The following is a 16645-nucleotide window of genomic DNA, read 5'->3' on the forward strand; positions in this document are numbered from 1 at the left end:
ACACGATGACCACCCATGCAGAGTTCCTCACCGATGCGCCGCTGGCCGGCACCCTGGTGGGCACCGATTTCGAGGGCTGGACCGACGCGCTGCGCGCCGAGTTCACCGACCACGCCCACGACGGGCATGTCGGGTCCCGGCTGCTGAGCGAGAACGAGCGGGTCCGGGTCTGGGAGATCCGGCTGGCACCCGGCGAACGCTTCCACGCCCACCGGCACGTGCTGGACTACTTCTGGACGGCGGTGAACGCGGGCCGCAGCCGCCAGCACACCGCCGACGGCACCACCCGCGAGGTGTCCTACGCCGCCGGCGAGACGCGCCACTTCACCTTCGCCGCAGGCGAATTCCTGTTGCACGACATCGAGAACGCCGGCTCCGAGGATCTGGTGTTCACCACCGTCGAACACCTCGACTCGGCCAACGCGCCGCTGCCGCTGTGAGGCTTCCGTCGCGTTAGGGCGTGCGGTCGAGTTCGGCGAGTGCCGCACGCAGCAACCGGCCGGACTCCTCGCGGTCGGGGTCGCGCCGCAGCACCATGTTCTTGGCGAACGACAGCTTGTCCCCGCTGCGGCGGGGCAGCACGTGCAGGTGGATGTGGAACACCGTCTGGAACGCCGCCTTGCCGTCGTTGACGACGAGGTTGTTGCCGTCGGCATGCAGGCCGGAGCGTCTGGCCGCCTGGGCGATGCGCTGGCCGATGCGGACCATGTCGGCCAGTGTCTCGGGTGCGGTGTCGGTCAGATCCACGCTGTGCCGTTTGGGGATCACCAGGGTGTGACCGCGACTGAAGGGTCGGATGTCGAGGATGCCCAGGTATCCGTCGTCCTCGTAGACGCGGATGGCGGGGGCATCCCCGGCGACGATGTCGCAGAACACACAGGACACCACGTCACCGTATTACGCTGCCGGAGGTGACCGCCTCCGAATTGGCCTTTGCCGGTGCCGCCGAACAAGCTCGACGGCTCGCGGCGGGCACGGTGAGCGCGCCGGCCCTGCTCGACCTCTACCTCGAGCGCATCGCCCGGCTCGACCCGGAGCTGCACGCCTACCGGACCGTGCTCACCGAGCGGGCGCGCGCCGACGCCGCCGCCGCTCAGGCGCGACTGGACGCCGGGGAGCGGCTTCCGCTGCTCGGCGTGCCGATCGCGATCAAAGACGATGTCGACGTCGCCGGCGAGCTGACCACACTGGGCAGCAGCGCGCACGGGCCCGCGCCGGAGCAGGACGCCGAGGTGGTGCGCCGGTTGCGGGCCGCGGGGGCGGTCGTCCTCGGTAAGACCTCGGTGCCGGAACTGATGGTGTGGCCGTTCACCGAGTCGGTGACCTTCGGGGCGACGCGCAATCCGTGGAACACCGACTACACCCCGGGTGGCAGCAGCGGCGGCAGCGCGGCCGCGGTGGCCGCCGGGCTCGCCGCGATGGCGCTCGGCTCCGACGGTGCCGGATCGATCCGCATCCCGTCGACCTGGTGCGGCGTGTTCGGCATCAAACCGCAGCGCGGCCGGGTCCCGATGGCCCCGCAGGACGGCGCATGGTGCGGGCTGTCGGTCAACGGCCCGATCACCCGGACGGTGGAGGATGCGGCGCTGTTCTTGGACGTCACCGCCGACGAACCGGTACCTGCGGGCGGGTTCGTCACCGCGGCCACCCGGTCACCGGGACGACTGCGGATCGCCCTGAGCGCGAAGGTGCCGCCGACGATGACGGCGCGGGTGGGCCGCGCCCAGCGCGCCGCCGTCGAGGAAGCCGGCGAGGTGTTGCGCGAGCTCGGCCACGACGTGGTGCACCGCGATCCGGACTATCCGCGGTTCGCCGTCTACGGTCACGCGCTACCCAGGATGCTGCGCGGCATCTCCGACACCGCCGCGGCGCTGCCCCGACCGGAGCGTCTCGACGCCCGCACCCGGACCATGGCCCGCATCGGCGCGCTGTTCTCCGACCGCCGGATGGCGCGCATCCGCGCCGCGGAGAAGACGGTGGCCGACCGGATCACCCGCATCTTCGACGACGTCGACGTGGTGATCACCCCCGGTGCGGCGACCGGCCCGTCGCGGGTCGGGGCCTACCGCCGCCGGGGCGGGGTGAGCACCCTGGCGCTGGTGTCGGCGCGGGTGCCGTTCCAGGTGCTGTTCAACGCGACCGGCCAGCCCGCGGCGGTGGTGCCGTGGGGTTTCGACGGGCAGGGGCTGCCCACGTCGATTCAGCTGGTGGGGCGGCCGTTCGCCGAGGCGACGCTGCTCTCGGTGAGCGCACAGATCGAACGCACCCGGCCGTGGTCGCAGCGCAGCCCGGCGGTGAGCTGAGCGGTCACCGCGACAGCGCCGCGCGCCACGCCGCCAGCTTGGCCTCGTAGCGCATCGTCTGGGCGGGGCTGGTCGAGGGCAGCCGCTGGAATTCGGCCGCGAACTCCCCGGCCACCAGCCGCCGGAAGTTCTTCTCGGCCGCGGCGCCGTTGAACAACACCCGCCGGATGGTCGGATGTGCCTCGAACAGCGGCCGGAAGCCGTTGGCCACCATGCTCTTCGGTTCGACTGCCGAATCCAGGCTGCCCCGGCGCCGGCAGGAGGCCAGCACATCCCAGACCGCGACACCGTGGAGGGTCAGCGCGGCGGTGCGCTGCTCATAGGGCTCGTCGGCGGCGAAACCGTAGAGCTCCCCGGTGATCCGCCAGAACGCGTTCTGGGGATTGCCGTAGTACTGATGCCGGGCCAGCGCCAGCACGCTCGGCGCATTACCGAGTATCAGCACCCTCGGCCGGTCGCCGAGGATCGGTGCGAAGCCGTGCAACAGCGGTGCGCGGTCGTCAGTGTCGGGGGTGCGCACGGGCACCGGTATACCGTGGCCGCGTGGGTGAAGTCGAGGACGTCGAGTCATCCGGGCTGCTCGACGGGCTGACCGGCGCGGCGCGTGACGAACGCGCCGAGTTGATCGGGTGGCTCAGGCAGCGCGGCGTCTCCGTCGAGGAGATCCGGGAGGCTGTCTCACCCATGCTGCTGGCCTCACGTCGGGTGATCGGTGATGACGGCGTGTACGTGTCGGCGCGGGAGACCAGTGAGAAGTACGGCGTCGACCTGGAACTGCTGCAGCGCATGCAACGGGCGATGGGGTTGTCGCGCGTCGACGATCCCGACGCCGCGGTGCATCTGCGCGCCGACGCCGAGGCTGCTGCGCACGCACAGCGGTTCCTGGAGTACGGGCTGGATCCCGATCAGGTCGTGCAGGTCGTGCGGGTGCTGTCGGAGGGGATGGCCAAGACCGCCGAAGCGATGCGGTACGCCGCCTTCGCCGCGATCCTGACCCCCGGCGCGTCGGAGCTCGAACTCGCCAAGGCGTCCGAGGCGCTGGTGCGTGAGCTGTCCCCGCTGCTGGTCCCCATGATCGGCGACATGCTGCTGCTACAGCTGCGGCACTCGATGGAGACCGAGGCCGTCACCGCCGCCGAGCGGGCCCGGGGCGTCCCGCTGCCGGGGGCGCGGATCGTATCGATCCTGTTCGCCGATCTGGTCGGATTCACCCGGCTCGGCGAGGCGGTGCCGCCCGAGGAGCTCGAGCAGCTCGCCCGCCGGCTCGGTGATTTCGCCCGGGAGCTCGCCGTGCCGCCCGTGCACTTCGTCAAGACCATCGGAGACGCCGTGATGCTGGTGAGCACCGAACCGGCCGCGCTGCTCAGCGCGGCGCTCGACCTGCTCGACGCCACCGCGACGGTGCCGGACTTCCCGCGGCTGCGCGTGGGGGTGGCCACCGGCGAGGCGGTCAGCCGGGTCGGTGACTGGTTCGGCAGTCCGGTCAATCTCGCCAGCCGGGTCACCGCGGCCGCCCGCCCGGGTTCGGTGCTGGTCGCCGAGGCGACGCGGGAGGCCATCGGCGACGACGACCGGTTCACGTGGTCGTTCGCCGGGGCCCGGCACCTCAAAGGCATCAAGGGCGATGCGAAGCTGTTCCGCGCGCGCCGCCCCGACCAGTGACCCGACGAGACGGGCGGAAGCGTCGCAGCCGCAGGCTGTTGGTGACGACGAAGACCGAGCTGGCCGCCATCGCGGCGCCCGCGATCATCGGGTTGAGCAGTCCCAGCGCCGCCAACGGCAGTGCGGCGACGTTGTAGGCGAACGCCCAGAACAGATTGCCCTTGATGGTGCGCAGGGTGGCACGCGACAGGCGGATCGCGTCCGGGACCGCCCGCAGGTCCCCGGTCACCAGCGTGAGGTCGGCCGCCTCGATCGCGGCGTCGGTGCCGGTTCCCATCGCCAGCCCCAGGTCGGCCTGGGCGAGTGCCGCGGCGTCGTTGACTCCGTCCCCGGTCATCGCCACGACCCGCCCGTCGGCCTGCAGCCGGCGGATCGCGTCGACCTTGCCCTCCGGCAGCACCTCGGCGATCACGGTGTCGATACCGACCCGCTCGGCGACCGCATGCGCCGCCCGCCGGTTGTCGCCGGTGAGCAGCACCGGGGCCAGACCCAGCGCACGCAGCTCGGCGATCGCGTCCGCGGCGTCGTCCTTGACCGTGTCGGCGACCACCACCAGACCGGCGATTGCGTCGTCGACCGCGAACCACACCGCGGTCTGGCCGCGCGCCTCGGCGGTGTCGGCGAACCGCTGTAGGTCCTCGGTTGCCGATGCCCCGAGCCAGGCCAACCGCCCCGCGGCGACCCGCCGTCCGTCCACCGTGCCGCGGACCCCACGGCCCCCGTGGTTCTCGAACTGCTCGACGGCAGGAAGATCGCGGCCCGCCGTCGCCTGCCTGGCGTACTCGGCGATCGCCCCGGCGATCGGGTGCTCCGAGGCGTTCTCCAGCGCGCCGACGAGTCGCAGGGTGTCCTCGTCATTGGGTTGGAAGGCGACGACCGACATCCGTCCGGTGGTGACCGTGCCGGTCTTGTCCAACACCACGGTGTCGACACGTCGGGTGGATTCCAGGATCTGCGGCCCCTTGATCAGGATGCCGAGCTGCGCACCGCGGCCGGTACCGACGAGCAGCGCCGTGGGCGTCGCGAGTCCGAGCGCACACGGGCAGGCGATGATCAGCACCGCCACCGCCGCGGTGAACGCCGCATTCGCCGCGCCGCCGGCCAGCAGCCACGCCGCCAAAGTCAGCAGCGCCAAGGCGATCACCGCCGGCACGAACACCGCCGACACCCGGTCGGCGAGTCGGGCCACGTCGGCCTTCCCGCTCTGCGCCTCGGTGACCAGCCGCGCCATCTGCGCCAGCTGGGTGTCGGCCCCGACCCGAGTGGCCCGCACGGTCAGCCGTCCGCCGACGTTGACGGTGGCGCCGACAACCTGGTCGCCCGGTGCCTTCTCCACCGGCACCGACTCGCCGGTCAGCATCGCGGCGTCGACCGCTGAGGCGCCGGCGACCACGACCCCGTCGGTGGCGATCTTCTCCCCGGGGCGCACCACGAACTCGTCACCCACCGCGAGCTGTGCCACCGGGATTCGCACCTCCCGCGAGTCGCGAAGTACCGCAACATCTTTGGCGCCCATATCGAGCAGGGCGCGCAATGCCGCACCGGACTGCCGACGGGCCCGCGCCTCGAAGTAGCGCCCGGCGGCGATGAACGTCGTCACCGCGGCCGCCACCTCCAGATAGAGGTGCGGCTCACCGCCAGGGGCGGACAGCAGCGCCCACAGCGACCACAGATAAGCGGCGGTGACGCCGACGGAGACCAGGGTGTCCATGGTCGCCGCGCCGTGGCGCAGGTTGGTCAGTGCCGCACGGTGGAACGGCAGGCCGCCCCATCCGACGACGGGGGTGGTCAATGCCAGCGCCAGCCATTGCCAACCGCCGAACTGCAGGGCGGGAACCATCGACAGCGCGACCACCGGAAGGCTCAGTGCTGCGCAGACGACGACGCGCCGTCGCCACGGTGCCGCATCGTCGACGTCGAACCGGTCGTCCGGGGCCGTCGAGGGCAGGCTGGCGGTGTAGCCGGTGGCCTCGACCGCGGCGATCAGGTCCTCGGGGTGCACGGTGTCCGGGTAGGAGACCGTGGCCTGCTCGGTCGCGTAGTTGACCGCTGCGGTCACCCCGTCGATCCGGTTGAGTTTCTTCTCCACACGCGCCGCGCACGACGCACAGGTCATCCCCCCGACGGTGAGCGTGACGGAGCTCATGCCGCTGGGCGTACGTCGTATCCGCAGTCCTCGATGGCGTCGACGACGCGGTGCTGATCGGGTTCGCCGCTGACCGTCACCGCTTTGGTGGGCAGGTCCACCTGCACGGCGGTGACGCCGGGGATCGCTTCGACCGCGGCGGTGATGCTCGCGATGCAGTGCTGGCAGCTCATTCCGTCGACTTCCAGGCGCAGGGTCATACCGCCATCATATACCTCTAGGGGGTATGGGTAACGGGCTCCCGGGCGGCGTCGAAGGAGGCCGCCAACGCCCGCTTGTCGACCTTCTCACCCGCCAGCGTCGGCAGTGGTTCGGTGGTGAGCCGCCAGCGGGTGGGCACCGCGAAGGAGGACACCGCGGCCCCCAGATGTCGGCGCAGCTCCTCGACCGCCGGGGGCGCACCGCCGCCCCGGTGAACCACCACCGCGACCAGTTCCTCGCCCAGATCGGGATGGGGCAGGCCGAACACGGCGGCCTCGGTGACGTCCGGATGGCTGGTCAACGCCGCCTCGACGTGCGGGCACGCGATGTTCTCCCCGCCACGGATCACGATGTCTTTGCTGCGGCCGTCGATGAACAGGTAGCCGTCGACGTCGAGATGGCCGAGGTCGCCGGTGTGCAGCCAGCCGTCGGTGTCGACGGTGTCGTCACCGCCGGGTGCCCGTCCGGCGTAGCCGAGCATGACGGTGGGGGACCGGACCAGCACCTCACCCGATCCGTCGGCGCCGGGACGGTCGATCCGCAGTTCGACGACGGGGTAGGGCCGGCCGACGGTGCCGGGCCTGGCCCGTAGGTCCCGGCTGTCGGCCACGGTGAGGAACCCGCCGCCCTCGGTCATACCCCAGGTGTTGCTGAGGCCGCGGTCGCGCAGATTCGGCAGCGCGACCCGGATGCGCTCCAGCAGTTCGGGGCTGACCGGCGCACCACCCAGCGGCCAGGACCGCAGACTATCCAGGTCGTAGGACCCGAACGCGGGATGGGTCAGGACGCGGATCGCCATGGTCGGCACCGCACCCCACACCTGCACCCGCTCCCGTTCGATCAGCGCCATCACCCGTTCGGCGTCGAAGCGACCCTCGGCGAGCACGATGCGTCCACCGGTCAGCACATGGGTCAGCAGGCTGGACAGGCCGCCGATGTGGAACATCGGCGTACTGGCCAGGCTGACGGCCTGCGGTGAACTGGCGTCGAGCAGGTGCGGCAGCCTGCCGTTGCGCGCCAGCACGTTCTGCTGGTTGACGATCACCGAACGGCGGGACAGCTCGACGGCTTTCGGCATACCCGAGCTGCCGGAGGTGAACAGGACGACGGCCACGTCGTCCAGGCCCGCCTCGACGGGCGCCATCTGGTTCTGAGTGGCCGGACCGAATGCCGCCGCGAGTCCGGTCAGCGGCCAGGTCGGGGTGGAAGTGTCGAGCACGGTGTCGGTCAAGATCAGGCGCAGGTCGAGCAGTCCGGCCGCATGCTCGATCTCCCGGCCGCTCCACCAGCGGTTCCCGAGTACCGGTACCGCGCCGGCCAGCAGCAGCGACCACACCGCCAGCACCCATTCGCAGCTGTTGTAGCCGAACACCATGACCCGGTCGCGGGGGCGTACACCACGATCGGCCAGCAGCTGGGCGGCGTTGCCCAGGGCGGAGCGGAACTGGGAGAACGAGATCCGCCGGTCACCCTGCACCAACACCGTCCGGTCGGTCCAGCAGCGCGTCCCGGCGAGCAGCTCGGCGAACGTCTCGGGGCTGCGTCGATAGAGCCGCCCCGGGTGGCCGGCGTACTCGGCCTCGACGGTCTCGGTGGCCCAGGGATGGTCGGCGGTCATCCGGCGGTGGGAACGTGCACGCCTTCGGAGGGCTGCACGATCACGAAGCCCCGTCCGTGGAACGCGACCTGCAGCGCCTCGCCCGATCCGCGGCCGATCAGCGCGCCGGCCTTGAAGCTCGCCTTCAGCTGGGTCTGTAGATCCGCCGACCAGGCCACCACGGCATTGGTATCGGCGAAGGTGGGCGCTTCGGCGGCGTCGAGCACGACGGGCGGACCGTCGGTGGTCAGCGCCACCCACCCGGTCCCGCGCAGTGTCGTGTTGAACAGTCCGCCGGTGGCCATGCTGCCGCCGCGCACGCGCTCGATGTTCCAATCGAGGCCGGCGGAGAATGCGAGCACATTCTTCCCGCTGATCGACAGCCCGCTCTGGTCGAGGTGCAGCAGGTGCACGTCGAAACCGCGCTCGGCGAGGAACACGTCGCCCTGTCCCTGACACCGCATCAGCGGCAGTCCCTCGCCGGTGAGCGCCTTCTTCAGGAACTTCCCGGCCCCGCCCCCCTCGAAGGCGAAGTCGACGTTGCCCTGGTAGGCCACCATCGCGCCCTGGCGGGCCATGAACGGCTCGCCGAGGCGGACCCGCAGCATCTTGGTGTTCTGGTTGGCGATCGCCGCGGCATTCTTTTCGCCGAACCGCCCGTCGACGAGATCGCCGGTGATACCGGCGAATCCGCCCCCACCGCCCTGGGGCTGGGCCGGGGTGTGGGCGTGCGGTTGCGGTTGCGGTTGTGGTTGTGGGTGTGGTTGTGCAGCCAGTGGATCCTGCGAGACCTGCCCCCGACTGGAGACCTGATCGGTCCAGCCGTGGCCATCCCACCAGCGGTACTCGTAGCGCCCCTCGGGATCGGGCAGCCATTGACCGGTCACGTTCGCACCCTTTCGTCGCCGGACGACTCTGTCGACGTTGCCATCGACACTAGGTCACCCTCGGGCCGCCCTCGCTGCATCGTTCACCGTCGGTGAACGCCCACCCCGCAAGGGTGCAACGGTGTAATCATGTAAGCATGAGAACCCATCATCAGCGCCGCCGCTCCGGCGGCTGGCAGCAGGCTGCACAACCCGATGCCGGTGACGCCGCGGACTGGTTCGCCGGGCGACTACCCGACGGCTGGTTCGCCGGCGACCCGACCGTCGTGGTGGACCGCGAGGAGATCACGGTGATCGGGCGGCTCCCCGAGCCTGCGGAGCAGGAGAGCGAAGCACGCGCGTCCGGGCGTGCGGCTCGCTTCCGTGAACAGACCCGCCCCGAACGAATGCAGATCGCCGACGAGGCCGAGGCCCGTTACGGTCGCAAGGTCTCCTGGGGCGTGGAGATCGCAGCGGCGGGTGACGGGGAAAACGAGCGAATCCTGTTCACCCACATCGCGGTTCCGGTCATGACCCGGTTGCGACAGTCGGAGCGTCAGGTGCTCGACACGCTCGTCGACGCCGGGGTGGCGCGGTCTCGGTCGGATGCCCTGGCCTGGTCGGTGCGGTTGGTCGGCGAGCACGCCGACGAATGGCTGGCCAAGTTGCGCGAGGCCATGACCACCGTCGATGAGCTGCGTGCCGAGGGGCCGCAGCTCTAGACTCGCTCGATCCCGACGTAGGTTTCCGACAGCGTCGAGGTCTGCGACAGCGGGTCCAGCGACCCGCCGTCGACCAGCAGGTTCCGGTTGACCCCGAAACCCTGCGGTGCGGCGCCGCCACGGGGGTCGAACACCCGCGAACCCCAGCCGTGGTCGACGATGACCAGTCCGCGGCGCGGCCGGTCGTCGACGGCGGCCTCGAGCTCAATGGCACCCACCGGCGAGAACACCCGCACCCGGTCACCCTCGGCAACGCCGAGGGCGGCCGCGTCATCCGGGTGGATCACCACCGCGTTGCGTTTACCCGCCGGATGCAGGCCGGGGAGCTCGTTGAGCCAGGAATTCATCGAATGCCGGTGCCGCCGGTTGCCGAGTTGGAACGGGTAACCGTCGGGTGGTTCCGGGAGCGGCCCGGCCAGTAGTTCCCGCGCCCGGGCCACGAATTCCGGCGGCGCGACGTGCACCCGCTTGTCGGGGGTGCGCAGCGCGGCGCGGAAGTGACCGAATTCCCGTGGGCCCAGCACCAGCCCGTGCGGACTGGACATCACGTCACGCCAGGTCACCCTGCGGCCGTTGACCTTTCGGGCGGTCGCGACCACCACGCGGTTGATCCAGTGCGGGCCGAACTCCAGGCGGGGACGCCCGGTCCACCCGGCCGCGCGGCGGGTGGCGCGGACGAAGGCGTTCATCCCCTTGGCGCCGAACAGCGGCCGGTTCATGGCCAGCGCCAGATCGGTGAAGATGCGCCACTCCTCCCGGGCGCCCGCCGGTGGGTCGATCGCCTTGCGGCCGAACTGCACGAACGGTTCGTCGTGCATGCTGCTGGTGAACGACAGCAGGTCCTCGCGCTCCAGCCAGTGCACCGCGGGCAGCAGCCAGTGCGCGTGCCGGTGGCTTTCGCGCTGGACGAAGTCGATGGCCACCAGCAGGTCCAGTGCGGCCAGCGCACGGTCGAGTTTGGTGCCGTCGGGCCCGGAGATGACCGGGTTACCGCAGTTGATCAGCAGTGCCCGGATCCGACCGGGACCCGGCGTGGTGATCTCGTCGGGCAGCTCGGCCAGCGCGTGCGCACCGGACACCATGGGCCGCCCCGCGACCCGGCTGAGGTGCGGTGGGGTCTTGGCCAAGTCGGCCAGCCGCAACGCGTCGACGTATCCGCGCTCGAAGCGGCGACCGCCGGGCCGGTCCATCCGGCCGGTGATCACGTTCAGCACCTGGCCGAGCCATTCGGCGACGGTGCCCGCGGCGTGCAGCGACACCCCGGTGCGGGTGACGACCATGGCCCCTTCGGCGGTCGCGAAGCCGCGGGCGACGCGCTCGATGGTCGGGCGGTCGACACCGCACCGCGCCGCGAGGTCGTCGAGATCCGCTGCGGCGGCGAGTCGGCACAACTCGGGCATCCCGATGGCGAGATCGGCACAGTCGCCGTCGTGTTCGAGGCCCTCGTCGAGCACCACCTTGACCAGTGCGAGCAACAGCGCCCAGTCCTGGCCCGGCCGCACGGCCAGATGTAGATCGGCTTTCTCGGCGCTCTCGGTGCGGACCGGGTCCACCACCACCAGCGTGGCGCCCTGCTTCTGCCGGTCCAGCGCGCGGCGCCACCCGCCGGGCACTGTCTCCAACCAGTTCCACGCGCTCACTGCGGGATTGGTGCCGACCAGCAGGAAGTAGTCGCAGTTGTCGATGTCGGACACCGGCGCCATCAGCATCGAGCCGTACATGGCCTCGGCCACCACGTGCATGGCGTTCTGGTCGACTGATCCGACGGCGTAGCGGTTCCGGGTGCCGACGGCATCCATCCAGGCGTTCATGAAGATGACGTTCGAGCCGGAGAACCCGGCCGGGTTGCCGTAGTAGGCGCCCACAGCGTCGGGTCCGTCGGCGTCGATCGCCGCGTTCATCCGGGCGGCGATGTCGGCCATCGCCTCGTCCCAGGTGGCCTCGACGTAACGGGCGCCGGCCGGATCGTCGACCCGCCGCATCGGGGCCAGGATGCGCCGGGGATGGTCGACGAGCTGCCCCGCGGTGCGCCCCTTGGCGCAGAAATCGCGCCAGCTGTGCGGATTCTGTTTGTCGGCGGAGATCTTGAGGACGCGGTTGTCGGCGACGGTCACCTCGATGCCGCAGGAGGCCAGGCAGTACCGGCAGAAGGTGTGCACGGTGTGCCCGGGCGTCTGGTCCGAAGTGCTGGTCATGCAGGCATCCTCGCTCAGGGATCCCGTCCGCCGGGCGCGAATGCCGCCCAGCGATCCGCTTAAACCCGTGTCATGGACCAGTATTCGCCGCGTCGGGCCACCAGGTCGTCGTGGCTGCCGCGTTCGACGATGCGGCCGTCCTCCATGACGAGGATCAGATCCGCGTCGCGGATGGTCGAGAGCCGGTGGGCGATGATGAAGCTGGTGCGGTCGCGGCGCAATTCACGCATGGCGTGCTGGATGAGCAGCTCGGTGCGGGTGTCCACCGAGCTGGTGGCTTCGTCGAGCACCAGCAGTTGCGGGCGCGCCAGCACGGCCCGGGCGATGGTGATGAGTTGTTTCTCGCCGGCACTGATCGACCCGCCGTCGTCGCTGACCCGCGTCTGATACCCCTCGGGCAGGCTGTGCACGAACCGGTCTACGTAGGCCGCCTTCGCCGCGGCGATCACGTCGTCCTCATCGGCGTCCGGTCTGCCGTAGGCGATGTTGTCGTAGATGGTGCCCGCGAACAGCCAGGTGTCCTGCAGCACCATGCCGATGCGGGAGCGCAGCGATTGCCGGCTCACCCGCGAGATGTCCTCACCGTCGAGCAGGATGCGGCCGGAGTCGACCTCGTAGAACCGCATCAGCAGGTTCACCAGCGTCGTCTTACCCGCCCCGGTCGGTCCCACGATGGCCACCGTGCTGCCCGGTTCGGCCACCAGCGACAGATCCTGGATCACCGGTGTATCGGGGCGGTAGCCGAAGTTCACGTGGTCGAATTCGACCCGGCCGCGCCGGACGGGCAGTTCGGCGGAGCTGTCGGGTCGTTCTTCTTCGGTGTCCAGCAGCTCGAAAACCCGCTCGGCACTGGCGATCCCGGATTGCAGGGTGTTGTACATGGCGGCGACCTGGGTCAGCGGCTGATTGAACTGACGCACGTACTGGATGAACGCCTGGATACTGCCGAGCGTGATCTGGCCGGTGGCCACCTGCAGACCGCCGATCACCGCGACCGCGACGTAGCTCAGGTTGCCGATGAACATCGTCGCCGGCTGTACCAGCCCGGAGAAGAACTGTGCGCCGAATCCCGATTGGTAGACGTCGTCGTTGAGGTCGCGGAACTTCGCCTGGGCGTCGGCGCGGTGCCCGAAGGTCTTGACGATCGTGAAGCCGCTGTAGGTCTCCTCGATGTGGGCGTTGAGCCGCCCGGTGTTGCGCCACTGCGCGACGAACATCTGTTGTGAACGTCGGGTGATCCAGCGTGTCGCGAGCAGCGACAACGGCACGGTCAGCACAGTGATCAGCGCCAACAGCGGCGAGATGGTCAGCATCATCACCAGCACCGCCACGATGGTCAGCAGCGAGGTGAGCAGCTGGCTGATCGTCAGCGACAGCGAGGTCTGGATGTTGTCGACGTCGTTGGTGACCCGGCTGAGCACCTCGCCGCGCTGGCGGGTGTCGAAATAGGACAGCGGGAGCCGGTGGACCTTGTCCTCGACGTCGGCGCGCAGTCGCACCATCGTGCGCTGCACCGTCACGTTGAGTAGCCGGGCCTGCAGCCAGACCAGCAGTGCGGCAACGAGGTACAGGACCAGTGCCAGGGCGAGCGTGCGAGCGACGGCGCCGAAGTCCACGCCCTGTCCGGGCGTGACGTTCATCCCCGACAGCAGATCGGCGAAGGTCGAGTCGCCGCGAGCGCGTGCCGCCGCGATGGCCTGTTCCTTGGTCAGCCCGGCGGGCAGCTGGCGGCCGATCACGCCGTTGAACAACAGGTCGGTCGCGTGGCCGAGGATGCGGGGGCCGATCACGCCGATCGCGATTCCGGCCACCCCGAGCAGGATCACCACCGCGGTCAGCGTGCGCTGCGGGGTGAGTCGCTTGACCAGGCGGATCGCCGAGCCCTTGAAGTCCCGGGTGCGTTCGGGCGGACGTTGCTGCAGGCCCCGGAATGCTCCGCCGATCGGCCCGGTCACGGTGCGCCCACCGACTGCGATTCGGCGAACTCCGCATAGGTGGGGCAATCGGCGAGCAGCTCCTCGTGGGTGCCGACACCCACCACGCGACCGTCGTCGACGACGATGACCTGGTCGGCATCGGCGACCGTCGAGAGCCGCTGGGCGACGATGATGACGGTGGCGTCGCCGGAGATGTCGCGCAGTGCGGCGCGCACGCGCGCGTCGGTGTGCACATCGAGCGCCGAGAAGGCGTCGTCGAAGAGATAGATCGCAGGCCGGCGGATCACCGCGCGCGCGATGGCAAGCCGCTGGCGTTGGCCGCCGGAAAAGTTCATACCGCCCTGGGCGACGCGCATGTCGAGCCCGTCGGCGTGGGCGCGTATGAACCCGTCGGCGTCGGCCACTTCGAGCGCCGCCCACATCTGCGCCGCGCTCAGCACCTGTCCCGGCGACGCGCCGAGCGCCAGGTTCTCGGCCACCGTCCCGGAGAACAGATATCCGCGCTGCGGCACCAGACCGACCGCCGCCCACAGCTGTTCGACGTCGTAGTCGCGCACATCCACCCCATCGACGCGGACCGACCCGGCGGTGGCGTCATAGAGCCGGCAGATCAGCGAGACCAGGGTGGATTTGCCGGATCCGGTCGAACCGACGATCGCGGTCGTCGAGCCGGGGCGCGCCAGGAACGACACGTCCTGCAGCACGGGGCGATCGGCGCCGGGATAGCTGAAGGACACGTCGTCGAGGCGGACTTCGCCGGCGACAGCGGCGGGCCGGACCGGGTCTGCCGGCGAGACGATCGCCGGACGGGTGTCGAGCACCTCGGTGATGCGCTCGGCGCAGACGGCGGCGCGCGGGATGATGATCAGCATGAAGGTGGCCATCAACACGGCCATCAGGATCTGCATGAAGTAGGACAGGAACGCGATCAGCGACCCGACCTGCATCTGTCCGGCGTCGATGCGCAGGCCCCCGAACCAGATCAACGCGACGCTGGAGACATTGATGACCAACGTGGTCACCGGTAGCATCAGGGCCTGCCAGCGGCCTGCGGCCAGGGCGGTATCCGATAGTTCCTGGTTCGCTCGGCCGAACCGGCTGCGCTCCTGGGGTTCTCGGGCGAATGCGCGGATCACCCGGATGCCCGAGAGTTGTTCGCGCATCACCCGGTTGATGTTGTCGATGAGCTGCTGCATACGGCGGAAGATCGGCAGCAGATGCGACACGATCCAGTAGTTCGCCACCGCGAGGACCGGGACGCTGACTAGCAGCAGCCACGACAGGCCCGCGTCCTGGTGCACGGCCATGAAGATGCCGCCGACCGACATGATCGGCGCGGTGATGAGCATCGTGCACGTCATCTGGACCAGCAGTTGGATCTGTCCGACGTCGTTGGTGGTGCGGGTGAGTAGCGACGGTGCCCCGAAGCGGGCCGTCTCCTCGGCCGAGAAGGTCGTCACCTGGTTGAAGATCGCCGCGCGAAGATCACGGCCGAACCCCATGCCGGCGCGGGAGCCGAAGTACACGGCGGCGACGGCGCACACGACCTGTAGGGCACTCACGCCCAGCATCACCATGCCGAGGTCGACGATCGTGCGGGTGTCGCCCTTGGCGACCCCGTCGTCGATGATCTTCGCGTTCACCGTCGGCAGATACAGGGAGGCGAGCGTGCTGACCACCTGCAGGGCCGCGACCACGGCGAGCAGACCGCGGTACGGCGGCACGTACCGCCGCAGCAGCGCCCAGAGCATCCCGCTACTGTCGCACACCCCGCTGTGCGCCACGTCTCGGCACGCGGCCGCCGGACTCGCCGAGAATATGCTGGTCAACCGGCATGTCGGTGGTTCACGATCAGCGCGGCCGCTACAGTGCATGGCGTGACTCCCAGCACGCGCAGAACGGGCCGAGCCCGCAACGCGAAGGCGCTGGCCGCACTGGCGACGGCGCTCATCCCGGTGGTCGGCGCCTGCTCCGATTCGGGCGGGCCCGCCACGCCGGACGAGCCGCAGAGCACCCAGTCCGCCGACGGCGCGTCGCACGGCCCTTTCTTCCCGCAGTGCGGCGGCATCAGCGACGAGACCATCAGCCAGGTCACCCAGATCCCCGGTTTGAAGAACACCGCGACCACGTCGGTCGGATGCCAATGGCTGACCAACGGCAGCATCGTCGGTCCCCACTTCTCGTTCACGTGGTTTCGCGGCAGTCCGATCGGGCGGGAGCGCAAGACCGAAGAGCTTTCTCGAACGAGTGTGGAGGACGTCAACATCGAGGGTCACGAGGGATTCCTCGCGATCGGGGACGACCTGACGCTCGGGACGAACCTGTGCGAGATCGGCATCGGCTTCGGCGACGACTTCATCGAGTGGTCGGTGACGTATGACCGCAAACCGTTCCCCGATCCGTGCGAGGTGGCCAAAGAGCTCACCCGCCAGTCGATCGTGAACTCGCAATGAGTCCGCGTCGCCGGATCCTCGCCGTAGTGGCGACGCTGCTGGCCACCCTGTCGATGCTGCTGGGCTGCACACGCACGGTGGACGGGACCGCGGCCAAGGCTGGTTCGAGCGGGGGACCGAGTAACGACCAGTCGGAGCGGCAGTATCCCAACCTGCTCAAGGAATGCGACGTTCTGACCACCGACATCCTGGCCGAGACCGTCGGGGCGGATCCGCTCGACATCCAGAGCACCTTCGTCGGCGCGGTGTGCCGTTGGCAGGCGGCCAACCCGAACGGGCTCGTCGACATCACGCGTTTCTGGTTCGAGGACGGCAGTCTCGACAACGAGCGGCAGACCGCGCAGAAGCTGCAGTACCGGATCGAGGACCGCAATGTCGCGGGTGTCCCGTCGTTCGTGATGCGGCCCAACGACCCCAACGGCGCGTGCGGCGTGGCCAGTGACGCCGGCGGAGTCGTCGGCTGGTGGGTCAACCCGCAGGCGCCCGGCATCGACGCCTGCGGTATGGCGATCAAGTTGATGGAGCTCACGCTGGCCACCAGTTCGTAGCGGCACCCCTGCGCG

General features: G+C 69.9%; 15 protein-coding genes. 6 read left to right on the forward strand and 9 right to left on the reverse strand.

Annotated features, from left to right (window positions below):
• Window positions 1-5: 5 nt before the first annotated feature.
• Window positions 6-440, forward strand: a complete 435-nt coding sequence (locus ACN27E_RS25135; RefSeq protein ID WP_422745682.1) for a hypothetical protein — start codon at window positions 6-8, stop codon at window positions 438-440.
• Window positions 441-453: 13 nt separating this feature from the next.
• On the opposite strand, the gene ACN27E_RS25140 is transcribed toward ACN27E_RS25135, so the two are convergent.
• The gene (locus ACN27E_RS25140; protein WP_422745684.1) at window positions 454-885 is read right to left on the reverse strand and encodes an HIT family protein; all 432 of its coding nucleotides are present in this window, start codon (window positions 883-885) and stop codon (window positions 454-456) included.
• A gap of 26 nt (window positions 886-911) precedes the next feature.
• Between ACN27E_RS25140 and ACN27E_RS25145 the strand changes: the two genes are divergently transcribed.
• The gene (locus ACN27E_RS25145) at window positions 912-2303 is read left to right on the forward strand and encodes an amidase (protein ID WP_422745686.1); all 1392 of its coding nucleotides are present in this window, start codon (window positions 912-914) and stop codon (window positions 2301-2303) included.
• A 4-nt stretch (window positions 2304-2307) separates the two neighbouring features.
• Here the strand turns inward: ACN27E_RS25145 and ACN27E_RS25150 are convergent, their stop codons facing one another.
• A complete protein-coding gene (locus ACN27E_RS25150; RefSeq protein ID WP_422745687.1) occupies window positions 2308-2829 on the reverse strand; it encodes a DNA-deoxyinosine glycosylase in 522 nt (173 codons plus the stop codon).
• A gap of 17 nt (window positions 2830-2846) precedes the next feature.
• Between ACN27E_RS25150 and ACN27E_RS25155 the strand changes: the two genes are divergently transcribed.
• Window positions 2847-3965, forward strand: a complete 1119-nt coding sequence (locus ACN27E_RS25155) for an adenylate/guanylate cyclase domain-containing protein (RefSeq protein WP_422745688.1) — start codon at window positions 2847-2849, stop codon at window positions 3963-3965.
• Here ACN27E_RS25155 and ACN27E_RS25160 read toward each other — a convergent pair.
• From ACN27E_RS25160 to ACN27E_RS25175, 4 genes are read right to left on the reverse strand one after another with little or no spacing between them, the layout of a single operon-like run.
• Window positions 3919-6111 (reverse strand): heavy metal translocating P-type ATPase, encoded by a 2193-nt coding sequence (locus ACN27E_RS25160; RefSeq protein WP_422745689.1) that lies wholly within the window; start codon window positions 6109-6111, stop codon window positions 3919-3921. The two genes, ACN27E_RS25155 and ACN27E_RS25160, sit on opposite strands and share 47 nt — an antisense overlap.
• The gene (locus ACN27E_RS25165; protein WP_422745691.1) at window positions 6108-6311 is read right to left on the reverse strand and encodes a heavy-metal-associated domain-containing protein; all 204 of its coding nucleotides are present in this window, start codon (window positions 6309-6311) and stop codon (window positions 6108-6110) included. Before ACN27E_RS25165 ends, ACN27E_RS25160 begins: the two co-directional genes overlap by 4 nt.
• Window positions 6312-6328: 17 nt before the next feature.
• The gene (locus ACN27E_RS25170) at window positions 6329-7930 is read right to left on the reverse strand and encodes a class I adenylate-forming enzyme family protein (RefSeq protein ID WP_422745693.1); all 1602 of its coding nucleotides are present in this window, start codon (window positions 7928-7930) and stop codon (window positions 6329-6331) included.
• Window positions 7927-8796 (reverse strand): AIM24 family protein, encoded by an 870-nt coding sequence (locus tag ACN27E_RS25175; protein WP_422745695.1) that lies wholly within the window; start codon window positions 8794-8796, stop codon window positions 7927-7929. Before ACN27E_RS25175 ends, ACN27E_RS25170 begins: the two co-directional genes overlap by 4 nt.
• Before the next feature lie 137 nt (window positions 8797-8933).
• On the opposite strand from ACN27E_RS25175, the gene ACN27E_RS25180 reads away from it, so the two are divergent.
• Window positions 8934-9497, forward strand: a complete 564-nt coding sequence (locus ACN27E_RS25180) for a hypothetical protein (RefSeq protein ID WP_422745696.1) — start codon at window positions 8934-8936, stop codon at window positions 9495-9497.
• On the opposite strand, the gene ACN27E_RS25185 is transcribed toward ACN27E_RS25180, so the two are convergent.
• The 3 genes from ACN27E_RS25185 to ACN27E_RS25195 are packed head-to-tail and all read right to left on the reverse strand — an operon-like array spanning window position 9494 to window position 15380.
• Entirely contained in the window at window positions 9494-11692 is a 2199-nt protein-coding gene (locus ACN27E_RS25185; RefSeq protein ID WP_422745698.1) for a molybdopterin-containing oxidoreductase family protein, read from the reverse strand. The two genes, ACN27E_RS25180 and ACN27E_RS25185, sit on opposite strands and share 4 nt — an antisense overlap.
• 59 nt (window positions 11693-11751) lie before the next feature.
• The gene (locus tag ACN27E_RS25190) at window positions 11752-13647 is read right to left on the reverse strand and encodes an ABC transporter ATP-binding protein (RefSeq protein WP_422745699.1); all 1896 of its coding nucleotides are present in this window, start codon (window positions 13645-13647) and stop codon (window positions 11752-11754) included.
• On the reverse strand, window positions 13644-15380 hold the full coding sequence (locus ACN27E_RS25195; protein ID WP_422745700.1) for an ABC transporter ATP-binding protein: 1737 nt from the start codon (window positions 15378-15380) through the stop codon (window positions 13644-13646). Before ACN27E_RS25195 ends, ACN27E_RS25190 begins: the two co-directional genes overlap by 4 nt.
• A 117-nt stretch (window positions 15381-15497) precedes the next feature.
• On the opposite strand from ACN27E_RS25195, the gene ACN27E_RS25200 reads away from it, so the two are divergent.
• Entirely contained in the window at window positions 15498-16082 is a 585-nt protein-coding gene (locus ACN27E_RS25200; RefSeq protein ID WP_422750110.1) for a DUF3558 domain-containing protein, read from the forward strand.
• On the forward strand, window positions 16079-16630 hold the full coding sequence (locus ACN27E_RS25205) for a DUF3558 domain-containing protein (RefSeq protein WP_422745702.1): 552 nt from the start codon (window positions 16079-16081) through the stop codon (window positions 16628-16630). The genes ACN27E_RS25200 and ACN27E_RS25205 overlap by 4 nt, the downstream gene beginning before the upstream one ends.
• The last annotated feature ends 15 nt before the right edge of the window (window positions 16631-16645 follow it).

Source organism: Mycobacterium sp. WMMD1722 (assembly GCF_049315205.1).
In the GTDB taxonomy this organism is placed as follows: Bacteria; Actinomycetota; Actinomycetes; order Mycobacteriales; family Mycobacteriaceae; genus Mycobacterium.